General features: G+C 40.7%; 25 protein-coding genes and 1 pseudogene. 3 read left to right on the top strand and 23 right to left on the bottom strand.

Annotated elements, in window-relative coordinates; all coding sequences use genetic code 11:
- Positions 1-333: 333 nt before the first annotated feature.
- A complete protein-coding gene (locus AC1DIV_RS21785) occupies positions 334-570 on the bottom strand; it encodes a hypothetical protein (protein WP_048677931.1) in 237 nt (78 codons plus the stop codon).
- Between the two features lie 132 nt (positions 571-702).
- On the opposite strand from AC1DIV_RS21785, the gene pdaB reads away from it, so the two are divergent.
- Positions 703-1455, top strand: a complete 753-nt coding sequence (pdaB, locus tag AC1DIV_RS21790; RefSeq protein ID WP_034304945.1) for a polysaccharide deacetylase family sporulation protein PdaB — start codon at positions 703-705, stop codon at positions 1453-1455.
- 93 nt (positions 1456-1548) lie between these two features.
- On the opposite strand, the gene AC1DIV_RS21795 is transcribed toward pdaB, so the two are convergent.
- Positions 1549-2229 carry a KinB-signaling pathway activation protein gene (locus AC1DIV_RS21795; RefSeq protein WP_048677929.1) on the bottom strand — a complete coding sequence of 227 codons (681 nt, stop codon included), beginning with the start codon at positions 2227-2229 and terminating at the stop codon, positions 1549-1551.
- A 136-nt stretch (positions 2230-2365) separates the two neighbouring features.
- Between AC1DIV_RS21795 and gerD the strand changes: the two genes are divergently transcribed.
- The gene (gene gerD, locus AC1DIV_RS21800) at positions 2366-2926 is read left to right on the top strand and encodes a spore germination lipoprotein GerD (protein ID WP_034304948.1); all 561 of its coding nucleotides are present in this window, start codon (positions 2366-2368) and stop codon (positions 2924-2926) included.
- Between the two features lie 45 nt (positions 2927-2971).
- On the opposite strand, the gene AC1DIV_RS21805 is transcribed toward gerD, so the two are convergent.
- The 5 genes from AC1DIV_RS21805 to AC1DIV_RS21825 all read right to left on the bottom strand — a co-directional run bounded on the left by AC1DIV_RS21805 (position 2972) and on the right by AC1DIV_RS21825 (position 7312).
- The gene (locus AC1DIV_RS21805) at positions 2972-4030 is read right to left on the bottom strand and encodes an Mrp/NBP35 family ATP-binding protein (protein ID WP_048677927.1); all 1059 of its coding nucleotides are present in this window, start codon (positions 4028-4030) and stop codon (positions 2972-2974) included.
- A 139-nt stretch (positions 4031-4169) separates the two neighbouring features.
- Entirely contained in the window at positions 4170-4886 is a 717-nt protein-coding gene (gene cwlD, locus AC1DIV_RS21810) for an N-acetylmuramoyl-L-alanine amidase CwlD (protein ID WP_034304950.1), read from the bottom strand.
- 82 nt (positions 4887-4968) lie between these two features.
- Positions 4969-5394 (bottom strand): DUF2521 family protein, encoded by a 426-nt coding sequence (locus AC1DIV_RS21815; protein ID WP_034304952.1) that lies wholly within the window; start codon positions 5392-5394, stop codon positions 4969-4971.
- A gap of 543 nt (positions 5395-5937) precedes the next feature.
- The gene (locus AC1DIV_RS21820; RefSeq protein WP_057276483.1) at positions 5938-6468 is read right to left on the bottom strand and encodes an ECF transporter S component; all 531 of its coding nucleotides are present in this window, start codon (positions 6466-6468) and stop codon (positions 5938-5940) included.
- Positions 6469-6763: 295 nt separating this feature from the next.
- Positions 6764-7312, bottom strand: a complete 549-nt coding sequence (locus AC1DIV_RS21825; RefSeq protein WP_477577413.1) for a TetR/AcrR family transcriptional regulator — start codon at positions 7310-7312, stop codon at positions 6764-6766.
- Positions 7313-7482: 170 nt separating this feature from the next.
- Here AC1DIV_RS21825 and AC1DIV_RS21830 point away from each other — a divergent pair, with 170 nt between their 5' ends.
- On the top strand, positions 7483-8931 hold the full coding sequence (locus tag AC1DIV_RS21830; protein WP_477577415.1) for a DHA2 family efflux MFS transporter permease subunit: 1449 nt from the start codon (positions 7483-7485) through the stop codon (positions 8929-8931).
- Positions 8932-9058: 127 nt separating this feature from the next.
- Here AC1DIV_RS21830 and rpsI read toward each other — a convergent pair whose 3' ends face one another.
- The 16 genes and pseudogenes from rpsI to rplO form a co-directional block, all read right to left on the bottom strand.
- The gene (gene rpsI, locus AC1DIV_RS21835; RefSeq protein WP_034304957.1) at positions 9059-9451 is read right to left on the bottom strand and encodes a 30S ribosomal protein S9; all 393 of its coding nucleotides are present in this window, start codon (positions 9449-9451) and stop codon (positions 9059-9061) included.
- Between the two features lie 20 nt (positions 9452-9471).
- Positions 9472-9909, bottom strand: a complete 438-nt coding sequence (rplM, locus tag AC1DIV_RS21840; RefSeq protein ID WP_034304960.1) for a 50S ribosomal protein L13 — start codon at positions 9907-9909, stop codon at positions 9472-9474.
- Positions 9910-10176: 267 nt separating this feature from the next.
- Complete coding sequence (gene truA, locus AC1DIV_RS21845; RefSeq protein ID WP_048677922.1) at positions 10177-10917, bottom strand: tRNA pseudouridine(38-40) synthase TruA; 741 nt, start codon at positions 10915-10917, stop codon at positions 10177-10179.
- A gap of 14 nt (positions 10918-10931) precedes the next feature.
- Complete coding sequence (locus AC1DIV_RS21850; RefSeq protein WP_048677921.1) at positions 10932-11729, bottom strand: energy-coupling factor transporter transmembrane component T family protein; 798 nt, start codon at positions 11727-11729, stop codon at positions 10932-10934.
- Entirely contained in the window at positions 11729-12595 is an 867-nt protein-coding gene (locus tag AC1DIV_RS21855) for an energy-coupling factor ABC transporter ATP-binding protein (RefSeq protein WP_053537046.1), read from the bottom strand. The genes AC1DIV_RS21850 and AC1DIV_RS21855 overlap by 1 nt, the downstream gene beginning before the upstream one ends.
- Entirely contained in the window at positions 12571-13410 is an 840-nt protein-coding gene (locus AC1DIV_RS21860) for an energy-coupling factor ABC transporter ATP-binding protein (RefSeq protein ID WP_034304970.1), read from the bottom strand. The genes AC1DIV_RS21855 and AC1DIV_RS21860 overlap by 25 nt, the downstream gene beginning before the upstream one ends.
- Positions 13411-13776: 366 nt before the next feature.
- Complete coding sequence (gene rplQ / locus AC1DIV_RS21865; RefSeq protein ID WP_034304973.1) at positions 13777-14139, bottom strand: 50S ribosomal protein L17; 363 nt, start codon at positions 14137-14139, stop codon at positions 13777-13779.
- An 83-nt stretch (positions 14140-14222) separates the two neighbouring features.
- Positions 14223-15167: a DNA-directed RNA polymerase subunit alpha gene (locus tag AC1DIV_RS21870; protein ID WP_034304976.1), complete on the bottom strand. Its 945-nt coding sequence runs from the start codon at positions 15165-15167 to the stop codon at positions 14223-14225.
- Positions 15168-15344: 177 nt separating this feature from the next.
- A complete protein-coding gene (gene rpsK / locus AC1DIV_RS21875; protein ID WP_028390438.1) occupies positions 15345-15734 on the bottom strand; it encodes a 30S ribosomal protein S11 in 390 nt (129 codons plus the stop codon).
- A gap of 22 nt (positions 15735-15756) precedes the next feature.
- A complete protein-coding gene (gene rpsM / locus AC1DIV_RS21880) occupies positions 15757-16122 on the bottom strand; it encodes a 30S ribosomal protein S13 (RefSeq protein ID WP_034304978.1) in 366 nt (121 codons plus the stop codon).
- Positions 16123-16144: 22 nt separating this feature from the next.
- Positions 16145-16258, bottom strand: a complete 114-nt coding sequence (rpmJ, locus tag AC1DIV_RS21885) for a 50S ribosomal protein L36 (RefSeq protein ID WP_003156543.1) — start codon at positions 16256-16258, stop codon at positions 16145-16147.
- Positions 16259-16298: 40 nt separating this feature from the next.
- Positions 16299-16517 carry a translation initiation factor IF-1 gene (gene infA, locus AC1DIV_RS21890; RefSeq protein WP_028390440.1) on the bottom strand — a complete coding sequence of 73 codons (219 nt, stop codon included), beginning with the start codon at positions 16515-16517 and terminating at the stop codon, positions 16299-16301.
- Positions 16518-16559: 42 nt separating this feature from the next.
- Positions 16560-17011, bottom strand: a pseudogene (locus AC1DIV_RS21895) (M24 family metallopeptidase); the annotation flags it as partial.
- 71 nt (positions 17012-17082) lie between these two features.
- Entirely contained in the window at positions 17083-17736 is a 654-nt protein-coding gene (locus AC1DIV_RS21900) for an adenylate kinase (RefSeq protein WP_048677894.1), read from the bottom strand.
- A gap of 58 nt (positions 17737-17794) precedes the next feature.
- On the bottom strand, positions 17795-19090 hold the full coding sequence (gene secY, locus AC1DIV_RS21905) for a preprotein translocase subunit SecY (RefSeq protein WP_034304981.1): 1296 nt from the start codon (positions 19088-19090) through the stop codon (positions 17795-17797).
- On the bottom strand, positions 19090-19530 hold the full coding sequence (rplO, locus tag AC1DIV_RS21910; protein WP_034304982.1) for a 50S ribosomal protein L15: 441 nt from the start codon (positions 19528-19530) through the stop codon (positions 19090-19092). Before rplO ends, secY begins: the two co-directional genes overlap by 1 nt.
- Between the last annotated feature and the right edge of the window lie 4 nt (positions 19531-19534).

The following is a 19534-nucleotide window of genomic DNA, read 5'->3' on the forward strand; positions in this document are numbered from 1 at the left end:
TATATTAGGCACGCCGCCAGCGTTCGTCCTGAGCCAGGATCAAACTCTCCGAAGAAATGTTTGACTTGCTCATTTGCTTTTTTGATAGTGTGTGCTCACTTAAAATTTAACGTTGGCGCTTTGTTTTGTTCAGTTTTCAAAGAGCAATTTGTTCGCCATCTCTCTTAGCGACTTTAATATCTTAACATCTTATTACCACTTCGTCAATAACTTTTTTTAAAAAAGTTTTTATCATTCTTTTTCAAATGCTTTGACGTTGCAGCAACTTTTATAATATACCAGCGTATAAATCAATAGTCAATAGGTTTTTTGAATTTAATTCACTTTTAAATTTCATGACTGATTCCACTTGGATAAATTCGATTTCCCCTTCATATACATTAGGATTTCCTCCTCGGTGCTCACCCTTTTAAACAGCCTGAAAAGGATGTTATATTTCTCGTTTATTGCCCTTTTGACTATGTGATCGATTCTGTCATCCTGCAAATCGAATAGTATTTCATCCATCTCTCTTTTTAAAAGGTACTCCAATTCCATTTTTTCTTTGTCATTGATCAATAAACCGAGCATGGTTCACACCTCCATCAGACATCTTTCCCCATTCCCATCAATTTTATGAATTTTCAACCCGTTTTTTTGCATAACAATAATCCTCGCGCATAAATTTGAAGACAAGAGTACTTTGGACAAGGGGATGGATTAATGAAATTTTTCATGGTGCTTCAAGCCAAGAACATCAAGTATTATTCGTTAATTTTGCTTACCGCACTTTTTACCGCTTGGTTTCTTTTTGTACAAAACATTCTTCATGCCCCCGTTTTTTCAACGGAAGATGGGCCGAAAGCGGTTTATAAAGGGGAAAAGAATGTTGCGATCACGTTCAATATTGGCTGGGGTGATGAGAAAGCCGCTCCGATAATAGAGACATTAAAAAGAGAAAAGATTAAATCGGCCACTTTTTTCCTTTCGGGATCTTGGGCAGAACGCCACCCTGACATAGTAGCTGAAATTGTGAAAGAAGGATATGAAATCGGCATGCTTGGTTACGATTATAAGGATTATACCGAAATGGAAGATCAAGAAATCATCCGGGATATTTCTAAAGCCCAGGAAGCATTTAAAAAACTTAATGTAAAGAATATAGAACTTTTACGCGCTCCCACCGGCCACTTTGATAAACGACTCTTGAAGATCAGTGAGAAATTCGGATATACCGTTGTCCATTGGAGCATCGATTCGAAGGATTGGACCAATCCAGGTGTGGATCGGATCATACAGAACATCACCAAGGCCCAAAAAGGTGATATCATTTTATTACATGCTTCAGACTCAGCAAAACAAACGAATAAAGCATTACCGGAGTTATTAAGTGAACTTCGATCAAAAAATTTAAACTTCGTTAACGTTTCAGAGATGATTTCCAATTCCTCGGCAAGCAGTGAGGAAGTCCGCTAACTGAAAAAACTGCGTACTAATGGTCTCCTTGAACCTTTAGTACGCAGTTTTTCTGTTTTGATTTCTTTATGTAAGGTCCGGCCTACATATAGGTTAGCTGCCTTTACCTAATTGACCGGCTTTCATCTTTCCCTTTGCTGGAGTTTGCTTACGCTCTCTTCTATCGGCCAATTCCTTTTGTGAAATTTCAATCAATTTGCCAAGGACCAATAATTGATAAGCATTGCAGACTAGCAATGGAAACAGCATGAAGTAAAGCCAGCCTTCATCATTGGTTTTCAGGACAGGTACCCACTCCAATACCGTGACCACGACCATGAAAAACAAGGCCGGTATGAAAGACTGTTTATTCGTTTGTTTCATTTTGAAATAAGCTGTAATAAGCCCTGCGGCCAATACAACCAAAGCTAACACGATATACGAACTGATTCCCTCGCCTGAACCAAAGCTAAGATATCGCAGGTAAACAAGATCGAATACAACAAAAAGAATGAGTACAAGTTGAACGGCATTCCATAAGGAAGCGCTTTTAAATATCCCCAGACCAAAACGATGTATTGTTAAATAGGCAAAAAAGCCGGCTTGGCTTATGACACTGAAAATTAATCCAACACCGAATAACCAAATAAAAGTTGATAGGATGGCACTGACTTCAAAAGAAGAAAAATAAGGCTTAAACTCACTCCATCGAGCCAAGAACCCTACAACTCCGCCAGTTACGCCACCTATAAGCAATGTTGTTAAAAACAATTTAACTAAATTACGGCTGTTCATTGTTTTCCTCCATACATTTCTATTCATTTCCTTAATTGTACCAACCAAATTTGGAAAAATCCACTTATTCCACCAAGGAATAATATCGCCGATTGGAACCATATTAACAGTAAGAAGGATGAAAGGGGCCCTGCGTATGAGAGTGGGAGTTGCTTTGCTTTTCACGTCATTCTTACTCGTTTGTTCCGGTTGTGCTCAAAATGGGGCAGGCGGAGAAAAAATGGAGTACGAAGAGACAAAGAAAATGGTCGTCGATATCTTGAAGACAGATGATGGAAAAAAAGCCATCCAGGATATCATTACTGATGATAAAACGAAAGCTGAACTCATTATGGATTCGGATGCCATTAAGAAATCCATTGAAGATATGGTCACTTCAGATAAAGGGAAGGAATTTTGGAAAAAGACATTCAATGATCCTGAATTTGCTTCCGCTTATGCTAAAGCATTAGAAGACGAACATAAAAAGGTATTGAAGGACTTAACTGCTGATCCTCAGTATCGTGGAATGCTCATGGAAATAATGAAAGAACCTGATATGGAAAAAGAAATGAATAAATTATTAAAAACCAAGGAAATGCGATCGGTCTATAAAGAGCTGATCATCGAGACCATGGAAAGTCCTCTCGTCCAAGCGAAAATGCAAGAGAAATTGGATAAAGCAGCCACAAAGGCGGCCGAGAAGGAGAAAAAGTAAAAAGAATGAAAAAAGGCTGATTCCCACTCGGAATCAGCCTTCTTTTTATTGCAGTTTTTCAATGACCTTTTTAGCAATATCTTCGTAAATCCTGCCAAGCCTATGGTCCGCTGCGTAAATGGATGGAGCAAAGTCCTCTTCGTTCCAATCTGGCTGTTGCAGGGGAAGTTGACCTAAAACTTCTGTACGAAGCTCTTCTGCAAGCTTCTCTCCGCCGCCTTTTCCGAATACATATTCCTTTTCACCGGTCGTTTTACTTTCGAAAAATGACATATTCTCTATGACACCAATGACTTCGTGTTCTGTCTTGATGGCCATGGCACCAGCTCTTGCAGCAACGAAGGCTGCAGTCGGATGCGGTGTCGTAACAATGATTTCTTTACATGAAGGGAGCATCGTATGCACGTCCAATGCAACATCGCCTGTACCCGGCGGTAAGTCAAGGACCAAATAGTCCAAATCTCCCCATTCCACTTCATTAAAGAAACTGTTAAGCATTTTACCCAGCATCGGCCCTCTCCAGATGATCGGCGCGTTATCCTCTACAAAAAAGCCCATTGAGATAACTTGGACGCCAAACCGTTCTACAGGAATGATTTTTTCCCCGCGAACAACCGGTCGTTTTGTTATCCCCATCATATCAGGTACGCTGAATCCGTAAATATCGGCATCAACCAGTCCGACCTTTTTGCCTAAACGAGCAAGTGAAGTGGCGAAATTCACTGAGATCGTAGATTTTCCCACTCCGCCTTTACCACTGGCGATCGCGATGAATTGTGTCTTGCTGTTAGGTCCAAGCAAACCTTGGTCCGCCTCACCCTGGGGAATGCTCTCACGATGCTTGGCTAATTCCTCTTCTGAAAGTTCCGTGAAACGGATGCCTACCGATTCCGCTCCGTTCGTTTTCAGCAAGTCCACAACTTCGGATTGCATTTGCATTTGCTCGGCAGTCCCCGTTTTCGCAATCGCAAGTTTAACGCTTACATGATTCTTTTCAGGTTTTATTTTGATTTCTATAATTCCATTTGTCTCTTCAAGGTTTTTATGTAGAAAAGGGTCTTTAAGATCCTTTAATAAATTCAGTACTTTCTCTTCTGTTAACAAGTCGAGCACCCCTTTGAATTTTATTTTCCCATTTTTCAGTATAACATATTACCGAAAGAAAACTTATTATCTGCCTTGCATGCGAGACCAGATTATTTCCCCATGATAAAAAGGCCTTGTACCTTACAAGACCCCGACATCACTCGTCATCCGATAGTTTTTCTTCTGTGAAGTACCGTAAAATCCCCATATAAATCGAACTGGCAATCTTTTCCTGGTATTTATCGCTGATAAGGCGTTCCCTTTCCTCAGAATTGGAAAGAAAGCCAATTTCCACAAGCGCTCCTGGTTTCTTAGCATAATTCATCAAATACACATGATTGATCGTTCTTGCATCACGCTTTGTATTTTCCAGGTTTCTGATGATTTCAGTCTGAATGAATTTAGCCACCTGTTCATTTTCCTCAAACCTGCTTGTATAAAAGGTTTGGGCACCTTTCGATGACGCAGATGGAAAAGAGTTCAAATGAATGCTTAAGAATAAGTCCGCTTCCGAATCATTGATCATTTTAACCCGATTCCGTAAGTCCTCCTGTTTTCGCTGGCGGATCCCCTTTGTATTACCCTGTGCCAGATCCTCATCCTTCTCACGGGTCATGATGACAAGTGCACCTTGTTCCTGCAAATAGTCCCTGACCTTTAATGAAACGGAAAGGGCAATTTCCTTTTCCATTATCTCTTGTACATTTGCCCCGCCGTCCATTCCTCCGTGACCTGCATCCAGAATGATGACCTTCCCTGCCAACGGAAGGTTCCAGGAGTCCCAAGAATCATCTTCAACGAATTTAAAAGTCACAATTAAAAAAAGGACAAACAATCCCATAGCGATTCCTGTATATTTCAGCTTTCTGCGCATGACCGTTCCCCTTCCATGATCTCTCTACTAAAAAGTATGGGACAAACCATGGAATTAGAACAAGGAATGGGATTTTGCCTTCTTAATGCAGTTTCATTTTATATCGTTTTTCTCCAGTCTTAAAACCGTCCAGCCACCAATCGCCTACAAATCCTTCACAACAATAAAACAATCCTTCATCGAAAGCGTTATTGGCTGTAACTTCCCGCCAATACAAAATAAAGTTAAAAAGAGTATCGACCAAAAACTTCTCTTCCTTCCAGCACCTGGACCTTACATCATCTTCCGACTCCCCATAATAGCCAAACTTACTATAGTTCGCTCCTAATAAATAAGCCTCGATGGCAACATCGAAGTAGCCTTCCTCCAAAACATCCATCAAATCCTGTCCGAAATAACGCTGAATCCTCCCCTTCATATCCTCGATAGAAAGTTCCCTGAGCAACCTGCGTTCGAACTTCAATTGCCTTTCCCTTTGCATCTCCTGTAAACCTAATATCACAGCCATAATTCACCTCCGGGGCAATTCCCCATTTCCCAAAATTATTTCCCAAGACATAATTTAGTTTTAGCGTTCTATTTTGAACCATTCATTTATTCCATTGGCAAAAATTAATGAGGATAGGTTCGGCAGGTAATTGAAATGCCTATCCTAGGCTATCTTCCATAAGAAGCTTAAAAGGACAGCCCAAACATTTCGGATGATGTTTACTCGCAGAAAAAATTGGTACTATCACCCGTAACCCGTCACTTTAGGATGCTACCTGAGGCAGGCCTTGCGACTTGGGTAGCTCACTGCGCATGCCTTACATTGATCACACCTGATTATTCATGTCGTGTTCTTACTTAAATTCAAGCAAGCTTTGTGATCTATTGATAAAAAGGACATCCGTGGTAAACGGATGTCCTTTTCTAACATGATATTACATTTTATAATAGCGAATTTATTTAAATACATACCTACTTGCAGGATGAACTGCCAAAGGCACAGTACAATATCCAGTCGCCGGTACTACACAAAGTTGGAATGGCTTCCTATATTCGTTTCACTTTAAATCTGTCCAGCCCTTTTCTTTAATCGGCCAGCTAGAGGCACGACGATTATTCCGGCTATTACGACCTGCATTACATTTCCGGGGATGGAGCCGAATGGCTGGATCCAGTTACCGTAAAGGATAACTTCAGTAAAATAATAGCCCACGATTTTTATGATCAATGCAACGGCAACGGCCAAAGTGTATACAAGTTCTCTTTTGCCTGGTACCTTTTCAGATATAAGGCCGGCTAGAAAGCCCATTGCTCCGACGATGACGAATGTAAACGGTGCCCATGCTGCCCAACCAGAGAATAAATCGAAGAAGGCCATACCGAAGGCGCCCGCTATCGCCCCTGTTTTTTTGCCATATACCAAGGCTGCTATAAAAAGGGGAACATTGCCCAAATGGACCAGGCCGCCGTTACCCATTATTGGGAGCTTGATGTTGATGAACATTGTCGCTACAAGGGTTAACGCAATGAATAGTGCATTGATGACCAAGGCTTTTGTTTTAGTTGTTTCAATCGGTGAGTATGTTGAATTCATATGAAGTCCTCTTTCTTTTTTTAAGTATTATCATACTCCTAAACAGGGACTTAATAAATATCGATTTTACAAATAATTCTGTATTCCACAAATAAACTCATGTGTAAACAAATGGGACCTACCATCCCCAACATCCGAAGCCCCATCCCCACGGCGTTAAATCGCTTTGTGGCTGGAGGCTGGGAAGGATTTATATCATGACGCAGAAGGGTTCATGGAGCATGTTGGGGGTCATATTATATCCGGTCATTAAAAGGACTTAATGAAATTCAAATTCATTCTAACGGATTAAGAATCATTGCACTCTGTACATTAAATAAATTTGATTGGCAATATAATCCGAACTAAAATGAAGCCCCTTTCTTAACCACCATATTATAATGCCTACCAATGAGGCCGTTTTAATGTCGATGTCAACATATTCAGCAGGTAGATCCTTTTCAGTATTCTTCCTTCTAATTTCTACCAATTGCTTTAACAATGAAAACAACTGGTCCTCAAACTGATTCGTTTTAAATAAAATAAGTAAATAATTTCGATGTATATATAAATAATCAAGCAATTTTGTTAGCTGTTGTTTTTCCGATAAGTCTTTTGCATGTATTAAAGCAAAAATTTTCTCAGATAGCTCATTTAGAATCTCATCGGTGATTTTCGTTAATAAATCTTGAATATCCTGATAATGCAGGTAAAATGTTGTCCGATTCAGCCCTGCTTTGGCTGCGATTTCCCGGACCGTTAAATTCGAAATAATGGGGTCCTCGCATAAGAGAGCAATGACAGCGTCTTTAAACATTTCCCTTGAGCGAATTGTACGAGGATCTTCTTTTTTAGGTATAGACATTTTAATCTCCTTTATAGATTTTCTTTAACTTTCTCAACAGCATATATTTCTATGTCGATTAGTGAACATTTTCAAGAAAACTGTTCATGGTAAGGAACATATATTTTTGTTACCATCGATTTTATCGACATGGTGTTGATAAAGCAAGTCAAAAATGAAGGAGTTTACGAATGGACATTACTGAAAGAAATAAAAAAGTTTTATTAATTGTACTGATTGCCGGTTGTTTTTTATCAACATTAAATCAGACTTTATTAAATGTTGCATTGAGTGGTTTAATGGAAGTATTTGATGTAACGGCTGCAACTGTACAATGGTTATCTACAGGGTTTATGCTAGTGAACGGTGTTTTAGTGCCAATCACTGCCTTTTTAATGCAACGGTTTACAACAAGGCAGCTATTTATTAGCTCGATGTTCTTTTTGCTCATCGGCTCTGTACTTTGCGCATGTGCGGGGAATTTTGGCGTGCTGTTAACGGGCAGAATGATACAAGCAATCGGTGCCGGGATTATTATACCTCTAATGATGACGGTTATTTTATATTTATATCCTAGCGAAAAGCGCGGAAGCATCATGGGGACAATCGGCTTTGCGATAATTTTTGCCCCTGCCATAGCCCCGACCTTATCTGGTTTTATCATGGAATATGTTTCATGGAGATGGCTATTCATTGGGTTAATCCCATTCTTACTAATCGTCATCGTTCTAGCGTTCAAATATTTAATGAATGTTGCAGAGACAACAAAAGCAAAATTGGATATCACAAGTGTCATTTTATCAACGATTGGTTTTGGCTGTATATTATTTGGATTTAGTAGCGCAGGAAGCAAGGGATGGGATGATCCCGGTGTCATCACTGCAATAATCGTCGGAATGATCGTGTCGACTCTATTCTGTTTACGTCAAATGAAATCGAGCGACCCACTATTAAATTTAACTGTATTCAAGTATAAAGTTTTCACGCTTACATCCTTCATCAATGTACTAATTACGATGATCATGTATGCGGATTTAATCCTTTTGCCAATCTACTTGCAGAATGGACGAGGTTTTACAGCATTTGAAGCAGGTTTACTGCTATTACCCGGAGCTGTGATTAATGCCTTCTTATCCCCTGTCACAGGTAAAATGTTTGATAAATATGGTGCTAAACCACTCTTTATTACAGGTTTGGTATTCATCATTGTTTCGATGTGGGGAGTCATAGATATAAGCGAATCAACGACGTATATCTATATCATGGTTCGTACCATAATATTACGAATTGGTTTGAGCTTCATTACCATGCCATTAAATACAGCAGGGTTGAATGCTTTACCAAGAGAATTGGGTTCCCATGGTTCAGCTGTAAATAATACCATTCGCCAATTGTCAGGTGCCATCGGAACAGCAGTTGTCATCACAGTATATACAATGCAGGCAACTTCACATGCCTCTGAGCTATCAATGGAAAATGAAAACATTACAGCTATAGAACCAGAGGCATTAGCTTCCATCCTTGGCTCAAGTGATGCCTATGTTTTCATGCTAGCCTTATCTTTTGTGGCATTAATAATTGCATGCTTTATGCCGAAAAAAGCCGCAATCAAAAAAAGTGAAGGTGAATCTCAAAACTAAGATTGTTAACTGAAATATTTAAAATAAAGCATATCCGGGAGATCACGGATATGCTTTTTTAATATTTCCGGTCAAAAAAAAGACCCCCAACCAATATGGTTGAGAGCCTTTCGAAACGGTAATAGAATTAACGTTTTGAGAACTGAGGTGCACGACGTGCGCCTTTAAGACCGTATTTTTTACGTTCTTTCATACGTGGGTCACGAGTTAGTAAACCAGCAGTTTTAAGAGATGGACGGTATTCTGGATCAACTTGTAGCAATGCACGAGCGATACCGTGACGGATTGCTCCAGCTTGACCAGTATATCCACCACCGCTAACGTTTACTAGAACGTCGTAATTTCCAGTAGTTTCTGTTGCAACTAGTGGTTGGTTAACAACTTCACGTAATGCTGCAAAAGGAATATATTCATTGATGTCACGACCGTTAATAACGATGCGACCTTCGCCTGGTACTAAACGTACACGAGCTACTGAGCTCTTACGGCGACCAGTACCATAATATTGAACTTGTGCCAAGATAGTAACCTCCTTAGTAATTATCCGCGTAATTCGTATACTTCTGGTTGTTGAGCAGCGTGTGGGTGCTCAGCTCCAGCGTATACGTGTAATTTTTTGTAGATTTGACGACCAAGAGAATTCTTTGGAAGCATACCTTTGATAGCAAGTTCAAGCATTCTCTCAGGGTAGTTTGTACGCATTTCAAGAGCAGTTCTAGTTTTAAGACCGCCTGGATGCATAGTGTGACGGTAATAAATTTTGTCAGTCAATTTTTTACCAGTCAAATGGATTTTTTCAACATTGATAAGAATTACATGATCACCAGTGTCAATGTTCGGTGTAAAAGTTGGTTTATGTTTACCACGTAAGATGGATGCTACTTCAGTAGAAAGGCGACCCAAAGTTTTGCCTTCAGCGTCAATCACATACCATTTACGTTCTACTTCATTAGCTTTCGCCATAAATGTCGTACGCATGGTTAACCTCCTAAAAAACTTTTTAATTTTTTATATTTATTTTCAATCACAATAAACTTCCGGGGCTTATCGTGGGATTAAAATACATACCATATTATATTAACTTCTCCCAGATTCATTGTCAAGGGAATGTTACACTAGGATAAGTTGTCTATAAAACACTCTCTGCAACTCCATGAATAGCTCAGTATAGCATCAAGCCGCTCCATTACTGATTTCAGCCCATTACCCATTTGTAAAAAAACTGGTATCACTTTGAAAATATTTTTATTTGTAAAATACTTTCCATAAATACAAGCCTTGGGCAGGTGCTGTTTTCCCTGCAAAGCTGCGGTCCTTCTTGTCCAAAATTCCGCTCATATCATGGGGTGACATCTTGCCGCTGCCGACATCCAGGAGCGTCCCAACCAAGATACGAACCATATTATATAAAAAGCCTTCGCCAACGAAGCGGAAAACCATGAAATCATCGCTCTCTTCAAAATCCATTTCTTTTATGGTTCGAACTTTATCGACCACTTCCGTTTTTGCCGAACAAAAACTTGTAAAGTCATGTGTCCCTATCAAATAGGAGATTGCTTCCCTCATCGCCTCCACATTTAACGGGTATGGATAATGATAGGCGTAATTCCGCTTAAACGGATCCCGCAGTTTCGAACGGGCAACGATATAACGGTACTCTTTCCCAGTAGTATGGAACCTCGCATGAAAATCGTCAGGCACGATATCGACTTCCAGAACGATGATATCGGTCGGAAGAAGCGCGCTGAACGCCTTTATCCAATTTTCAGTAGGGAATGTAAGGGGGGACTCAAAGTGAAGTACCTGCCCCTTTGCATGGACCCCTGAGTCTGTCCTGCCTGAAGCAGTCACTTTTATAATTGTGCCTTTATGCATTTGGGCCAAGACTGCCTCGAATTCACTTTGTATGGTGCGTTTCTCAGGCTGCACCTGATAGCCAGCAAAATCCGTGCCGTCATAAGCGATCACACATTTATATTTTGGCATAGTTCTCTTCCTTATTATGAACGTAATAAAAATAACATGACCGTTAGAACACCTATTGAGACCATCAAAAGACTATCACTCGTCTTCCAGTTCAATTGGCGATATTTCGTCCGGCCTTCCCCGCCACGGTATCCTCTTGATTCCATGGCAGTTGCCAATTCCTCCGCCCGTTTGAACGAACTAACAAATAAAGGAACCAGCAGAGGTACAATCGATTTAACCCTGTCCTTTATCGGGCCAGATGAAAAGTCAACGCCCCTTGCAGTTTGGGCCTTCATGATTTTTTCCGTTTCCTCCATTAGCGTCGGGATGAATCGAAGGGCAATGGACATCATCAATGCCAGTTCATGTACAGGCATCTTCCACTTTTTCAAAGGTCCCAACAGCTCTTCCATCCCATCTGTAATGGATATCGGGGATGTCGTCAAAGTTAAAAGTGACGTAACAAGGATTAGTAAAGTAAATCTAATGGATATGAAAAAACCTTGAATCAAACCGCCTTCATAGATTTCAAACCAACCGTATTCAAAAAGCAATTCCCCTTCCTTCGTAAACAATATATGGAGAAGGAATGTAAATACGATCAAGAAAAAGATTGGCTTCAACCCATTATAAAGATAGCGAAGCGGTATTTTGGAAAGACTGATCAAAAGGATGGTGAATACAGCAAGCAAACCGTAAGAAACGACATTATTCGCCAAAAAGACGACACAAACAAACAGGAACACGAGGAGCAGTTTAGCCCTTGGGTCCATCTTGTGCATCAATGAATTTGCAGGGACATAACGCCCGATAATCATTTTATCCAGCATCAGCGGTTCCCCCGTTTCATGGCTTTATCTATTTCTATCGCTAAATCACCGATATTAAGACATGGATGATCAAATCGAACACCAAGTTCCTTCTGGAGCTTTAGCTGAAAGCGGACCGTATCAGGAACATCCAGGCCTAGCTCCATTAATTGTTCCGGCTCTGAGAAAATTTCCTGGGGGGTTCCTTTTTTGAACACCGTCCCCTTATGCATGATAATGATGTCATCCGCGTACTTGGCTGCATCCTCCATGCTATGGGTCACCAGAATCGTTGAAATGCCCCTTGCTTTATGCAGATCATAAAACATATCCATGATTTCTTTGCGTCCTCGCGGATCCAGTCCCGCTGTAGGCTCATCAAGGACCAATACTTCCGGTTCCATGGCAAGTACCCCAGCGATGGCCACCCGTCGCATTTGTCCGCCGGATAAGTCGAATGGAGACTTTTCAAGAACTTCCTCATTCAATCCGACTTGCGCGATGGCTTTCCTGGCGAGTTTCTTTGCATCGATTTCAGAAACGCCAAAATTCATAGGACCGAAACATATATCCTTTTCAACCGTTTCATCAAATAACTGATGTTCCGGAAACTGAAAAACAATTCCGACCTTTTGTCTTATTGGCCGCAAAGCCTTTTCTTTTCTTCCGGCTTCAATCGTCCGATCCCCAATGAAAACCCGACCCTTCGTCGGTTTTAAAAGAGCATTCAAATGCTGCAGTAGCGTGGATTTCCCGGACCCTGTATGCCCGATGATTGCGGTATAGGTTCCCGGCTCCATAGAAATATTGACATCATGAAGGGCTAGATGTTCAAAAGGAGTATTCACCTGATAGCGGTATTCTACATCATCGAGTGTAATTCGCATAAATCCTTCACCAACTCTTCCTCTGTCAAATGCCCATCAACTACACGAACACCATTTTTTTGTAACTCCTTGGTTAGTTTCACTGAAAAGGGAATATCCAGTCCAAGAGCAATCAATTCTTCCTCTAACTCAAAAATATCCTGAGGCGATCCTTCACGATATAACCGACCTTGGTTCATGACTATCATTCGATCGGCTTTCGCAGCTTCCTCAAGATCATGGGTGATTGATATGACAGTGATCTCGTTTTCCTGTTTTAATTCCCTAACTGTTTCAAGCACTTCTTCACGGCCTCTTGGGTCAAGCATGGAGGTTGCTTCATCTAAGATGATTATGTCTGGCTGCAAGGCTATTACACCTGCAATGGCCACTCTTTGCTTTTGACCGCCGGATAGATGGTGCGGCTCTTGATTAAGAAAGGCATTCATCTTAACCTTATTTAACGCACCATGAACACGCTCCACCATAACCTGCTGAGAAACACCGGCGTTTTCTAAACCAAAAGCCACATCATCCTGAACTGTAGTGCCTACAAATTGATTATCTGGGTTTTGAAAAACCATGCCAATTTTCTGGCGTACATCCCAAACGGATTCTTCTGTCAAAAGTTGATCATTAATCGTAATGGTACCTGAGTTAGCGAACTGAAGGCCATTCAATAACTTCGCTAATGTCGACTTGCCAGAACCATTATGTCCGACAATCGCTAGCCACTCCCCTTGATGAATATCAAAAGAAACATCATCCAAGGCGTTTCGAGACTGACCCTCATATTTAAAAACAATATTATTTAAAGAAACCAGCTTCTTCACCATGTGGCCCTCCTCATCCTCGACTGCACTCGCCTAAACTAAGCTCTGCTCACTCAATATAAATATAGTAGTTTTTCCTTCTGAAAATATAAAAAAACGCTGCACCCCTTCCACCGAAAGAATTTTCGGTAAATTAAGAGCAGCTAACAGCGGGCCTGTTACGAAAAACAGGTTATCTTATAATCGCTTATCAAAAGCGGGAAGGGATGCTTGAGCTAGACGTGAAGGCTCCCTGCATGATACAGGTTCCGCCAGCCATCGTAACACTCAATGCGAATTTCTAAAGTACAGAATTTCTATTTAAAAAAAGAAAAAGGGCATAGAACAAGTGAGTATATTCATTTGTCCCGCCCTTTTTCATCGTTGTTATTAAACTAATTCAATAACCACGACTGGTGCACCGTCACCGCGGCGTGGACCAACTTTCATGATACGAGTGTATCCACCTTGACGTTCTTCATAACGTGGAGCCACGTCACTGAATAGTTTTTGAAGGGCATCTGTGCCATTCTCAGCGTCAGCGATTTCGTTACGGATGAAAGATGCAGCTTGACGGCGTGCATGCAAGTCACCACGTTTACCAAGAGTGATCATTTTATCTACTACAGAACGTAATTCTTTTGCACGTGCTTCAGTAGTTTCAATGCGCTCATGGATAATAAGATCCGTAGCTAAATCACGAAGTAATGCTTTACGTTGTGCGCTAGTGCGTCCTAACTTTCTGTAACCCATTAGAGATTCCCTCCTTTGTTGAAGTTCTATATTGTGTGTCAATAACAAGGCTCACAACATAATGGATTGATTCCGCCATGTTATCAGTCGTCTTTACGAAGACCTAAGCCTAATTCTTCTAGTTTCGCTTTCACTTCTTCAAGTGATTTACGACCTAGATTACGTACTTTCATCATATCTTCTTCCGTTTTATGAGCTAGCTCTTGAACGGTATTGATTCCAGCACGTTTCAAGCAGTTGTAAGAACGAACAGAAAGGTCTAATTCTTCGATCGTCATCTCAAGAACTTTTTCTTTTTGATCTTCTTCTTTTTCAACCATGATTTCAGCATTTTGAGCTTCATCGGTTAAACCAACAAAGATATTTAAATGCTCTGTTAAAATCTTAGCTCCAAGTGCTACCGCTTCTTGCGGACCAGTACTGCCATCAGTCCAAACATCAAACGTTAACTTGTCAAAGTTAGACAACTGTCCAACACGTGTATTTTCAACTTGGAAAGATACGCGTGAAACCGGAGTGTAAAGAGCATCGATTGGAATTACACCAATTGGCTGGTCTTCTCTCTTGTTTTGAACAGCAGGAGTGTAGCCGCGGCCGCGACGTGCAGATAAACGCATACGCATATGACCGTTTTTACCAATTGTAGCAATATATAAATCCGGATTAAGAATTTCTACATCACTATCATGAGTGATATCAGCAGCCGTGATGACTCCGTCACCCTGAACGTCAATTTCCAGCGTCTTCTCTTCATCAGAGTAAATCTTAAGAGCTAGTTTTTTCACATTAAGAATGATAGATGTTACATCTTCCACGACGCCTTCAATTGTTGAGAACTCATGTAGCACTCCATCAATTTGTATAGCTGTGACAGCAGCACCTGGGAGTGAGGATAAAAGAATACGACGTAAGGAGTTACCCAATGTAGTACCATACCCACGCTCTAGTGGCTCTACGACGAATTTACCGTACTTGGTATCGTCGTTGATTTCAACCGTTTCGATTTTTGGTTTTTCTATTTCGATCATCAATAAACCCTCCTTCAAAACGTCAAAACCCCGGCAAGTAAACGAAGTCACTTAAACCGAAATTCCCCATGTATACGTTCCCGCTGTGCGCAACAACTGAAAATTAATCCTCTGTAAGAACGCAAACTCAGTATTATATCCCATTATTGACAGGAATACAAAATCTATACAGAAAAATTAAACACGGCGACGTTTTGGTGGACGGCATCCGTTATGTGGAACTGGAGTTACATCTTTAATTGCAGTTACTTCTAGGCCAGCAGCTTGAAGTGCACGAATGGCAGCCTCACGTCCAGCACCAGGTCCTTTAACTGTAACTTCAAGAGTTTTCATACCATGTTCAATTGATGTTTTAGCAGCTGTTTCAGCAGCCATTTGTGCAGCAAATGGAGTGGATTTACGAGATCCACGGAATCCTAGAGCTCCAGCACTTGACCAAGAAATAGCATTACCATGAGAGTCAGTGATCGTAACGATAGTGTTATTGAATGTTGAACGAATATGTGCAATACCAGTTTCTATATTCTTTTTCACACGACGTTTACGTGTATTAGTTTTACGTGCCATGAAAAGTAACCTCCTTTACTAATTATTTTTTCTTGTTAGCTACAGTACGACGAGGTCCTTTACGCGTACGAGCATTGTTTTTTGTATTTTGACCGCGAACAGGAAGACCACGACGGTGACGTAAACCACGGTAAGAACCGATTTCCATTAAACGTTTGATGTTTAGGGAGATTTCACGACGAAGGTCGCCTTCTACTTTAAGCTTGTCAATGATATCACGAATTTTGTTCAATTCGTCTTCCGTTAAGTCACGAACGCGAGTTTCTTCAGAAACGCCTGCTTCTGCAAGAATCTTGATCGCTGTTTGTTTTCCAATACCATATATATATGTTAATGAGATAACAATACGTTTGTCACGGGGAATATCTACTCCAGCAATACGTGCCATGCTTGAGTGCACCTCCTTCTATTTAGCCTTGTTTTTGTTTATGTTTAGGGTTTTCGCAAATAACCATTACTTTACCTTTTCTGCGGATAACTTTACACTTTTCGCAGATTGGTTTGACTGATGGTCTGACTTTCATTGCTATCTAACCTCCTTATACAGATCGGAGCGTAACCGGATTATTTGAACCGGTATGTGATTCTGCCGCGAGTTAGATCATACGGGGAAAGCTCAACCGTAACTTTATCTCCAGGCAAAATGCGAATAAAGTGCATACGAATTTTACCGGATACATGAGCTAAAACAGTATGACCATTTTCTAATTCTACCTTAAACATTGCATTTGGCAAAGTCTCTTGTACTGTGCCTTCTACTTCAATTACATCATCTTTCGCCATTAAAGTGATTCTCCCTTCTCTATGCGTGAACCTATTAAAGGTGCACATCTTTCCGTCAACATTACTACAGTCCAATTATCCTCATAAGTCTTACAATTCTGCATCAAGTATTCACCATTTTGTAGAACCAGGCTTTAACTGAGGACCTTTATCAGTTGGACCGAAATGAGGATTTTATGGGTCCTCATGTAAGTCTTGACCGATTCCGTGACCGACATACTCTCGAAATAGAGAAGCAATTAGTCTCGACATAGGTTTGAATAGCATGGGAGATGTTTGAAAGGCGCACGCCTGACATAGCTTCTTTCAACCCTCTATATCACGACTCTTTAGGAATCCCAATAGAGTCACTGCATTTCTTCATCAATTTTGCCGACCGGATATGTCCATGAAGATCACTTAAAAAGTAATCGCCCAATTCAGGGAATACCAAGTACAAGAACCTGATTAATAAATGTGCGAATGCTCTCGCGAAATCCATTATACCCTTTGTATTATAGGAATGCACCAAGTTTAACTAGTAAGTTATAAAAATGGTATGAATTTCATAAATCAATACATATGATTAATTTTGTAAAGCACCAAGCAACACATCGATATCTTCAAATACCTTATTAATATCTTGCTGTCCGTTAATGTTGACCAAGTAACCTTTGTCTCCGTAGAAATCAAGAAGTGGCTTTGTTTGTTTCAAATTCACATCTAAGCGATTTTGAACCGTTTCAGCATTATCGTCGGCACGTTGATATAATTCTCCGCCGCAGCGGTCGCATACATCATCTTTAGCAGGAGGATTGAATACAAGATGGTATGTCGCACCACATGATTTGCAAATACGACGCCCTGTCAATCTTTCCATTAAGATGCTTTTATCAACATCGATATTAATGACAAAATTCATATTGCGATCTAAATCAGTTAGAATGCTTTCAAGTGCCTCTGCCTGTGCCACAGTACGTGGAAATCCATCAAGCAAAAATCCTCTTAGGCAGTCTTCCTTGCTTAAACGCTCACGTACGATGCCAATGGTAACTTCATCAGGTACCAATTCGCCTTTGTCCATGAATGATTTCGCCTTTAGACCTAAGTCTGTTCCATCTTTGATAGCTGTTCGGAACATATCTCCAGTAGAGATATGAGGGATATTATATTTTTCTACGATTTGTTCAGCTTGAGTGCCTTTACCAGCACCCGGCAGACCCATTAACACTAGATTCAATTTTCTTCCCCCTCAAACTCTATAATGGGTAAAGGGAACAAGCCGTTCCCAAAACTCATTACTTTATAAAGCCTTTATAGTGTCTCTTCACAAGTTGTGATTCCAGCTGCTTCATCGTATCAAGGGCAACCCCGACTACGATCAGCAAACTGGTACCACCAATCTGTGCAGATTGAGGTAGATCAGCAAGCTTAATGAAAAATACCGGTAAAACGGCAATGATGGCCAAGAATATCGAGCCTACAAACGTCAAACGGTATAAAACACGTGTTAAATATTCTTGTGTACTCTTACCTGGACGAATCCCCGGCACATAGCCACCTTGCTTTTTCAAATTCTCAGCCATTTGTTCAGGATTAACCTGAATGAAAGCATAAAAATACGCAAAAGCAATGATAAGAGCAACATATATGATCATACCAATTGGTTTGGTGTAATCAAGATTTGTTGATATCCAGCTAGTCACGCTGTTCTTTCCAAAGAAAGAAGCGATTGTAGTAGGAGTAATAATAAATGCCATTGCAAAGATTACCGGAATAACCCCCGCAGCATTTACTTTCAATGGTAAATGAGTAGACTGGCCACCCATTTGCGTACGACCTACCGCAGCACGTTTCGCATACTGAATAGGAATTTTACGTAATGCCTGCTGAATGAAGATAACAGCAACCACGATTGCTAATACTGCTAAAACTATGAGGATAATCGTTATGATTCGTAAGAATAATTGATCACCGGCATTCTCAAATTGCTGTGCGTAAATCTGATTTGCCGTAGTAGGCAAACTAGCTACGATACCAGCAAAGATAATGATGGAAATCCCATTACCCACACCCTTAGCAGTGATCAGCTCCCCTAACCACAAAAGAAAAGCTGTTCCTGCCGTTAAGACAGTCGCAATAAGCAAGTATGTTGCAATTCCAGGATTTTCAATCAACTGTCCACCTGACATATTATTGAACCCATAGGACATTCCAACTGCTTGGATAAACCCTAGGATAATAGTGAAGTAACGAGTGAATTGCGCTAATTTACGGCGTCCTGCTTCCCCTTGTTTAGACCATTCAGTGAACTTAGGAACAACATCCATCTGTAGCAGCTGAACGATGATGGATGCCGTGATGTACGGCATGATACCCATCGCTAAAATGGAAAAGTTTTGCAGTGCCCCGCCGCCAAAGGTATTTAAAAGCCCGATGACGCTCAGCTGGTCCTGTTCAGCGAGAAAATCGGCATTCACATGCGGTACAGGTATAAATGTACCGATGCGATAGACGATTAACATTAGAAGGGTAAAAATAATCTTATTCCTTATTTCACCCACGCGCATAAAATTGGAGATCGTGCGAAACATTAGATCACCTCTGTATTACCGCCAGCAGCTTCGATAGCTTCTTTAGCAGTAGACGAGAATTTGTGAGCTTTAACAGTAAGCTTTTTCTCAATGCTTCCTTTGGCAAGAATCTTGATTCCTGCTTTTTCTTTACTTACAACGCCAGTCTCAAGTAAAAGAGCTGGTGTTACTTCAGTACCGTCTTCGAAAAGATTTAACGTATCAAGGTTCACGATAGCATAGTCTTTACGGTTGATGTTGGTAAATCCACGTTTAGGTAAACGTCTGAATAGAGGAGTTTGACCCCCTTCAAATCCAAGACGCACACCGCCGCCGGAGCGAGCGTTTTGTCCTTTGTGTCCTTTACCTGCTGTTTTACCGTTACCAGATCCAATACCGCGACCTTTACGTTTACGTTCTTTACGAGAACCTTCTGCAGCTTTTAACTCATGAAGTTTCATGTTG

The sequence above is a fragment of the Peribacillus sp. 05N428 genome, assembly GCF_056397085.1.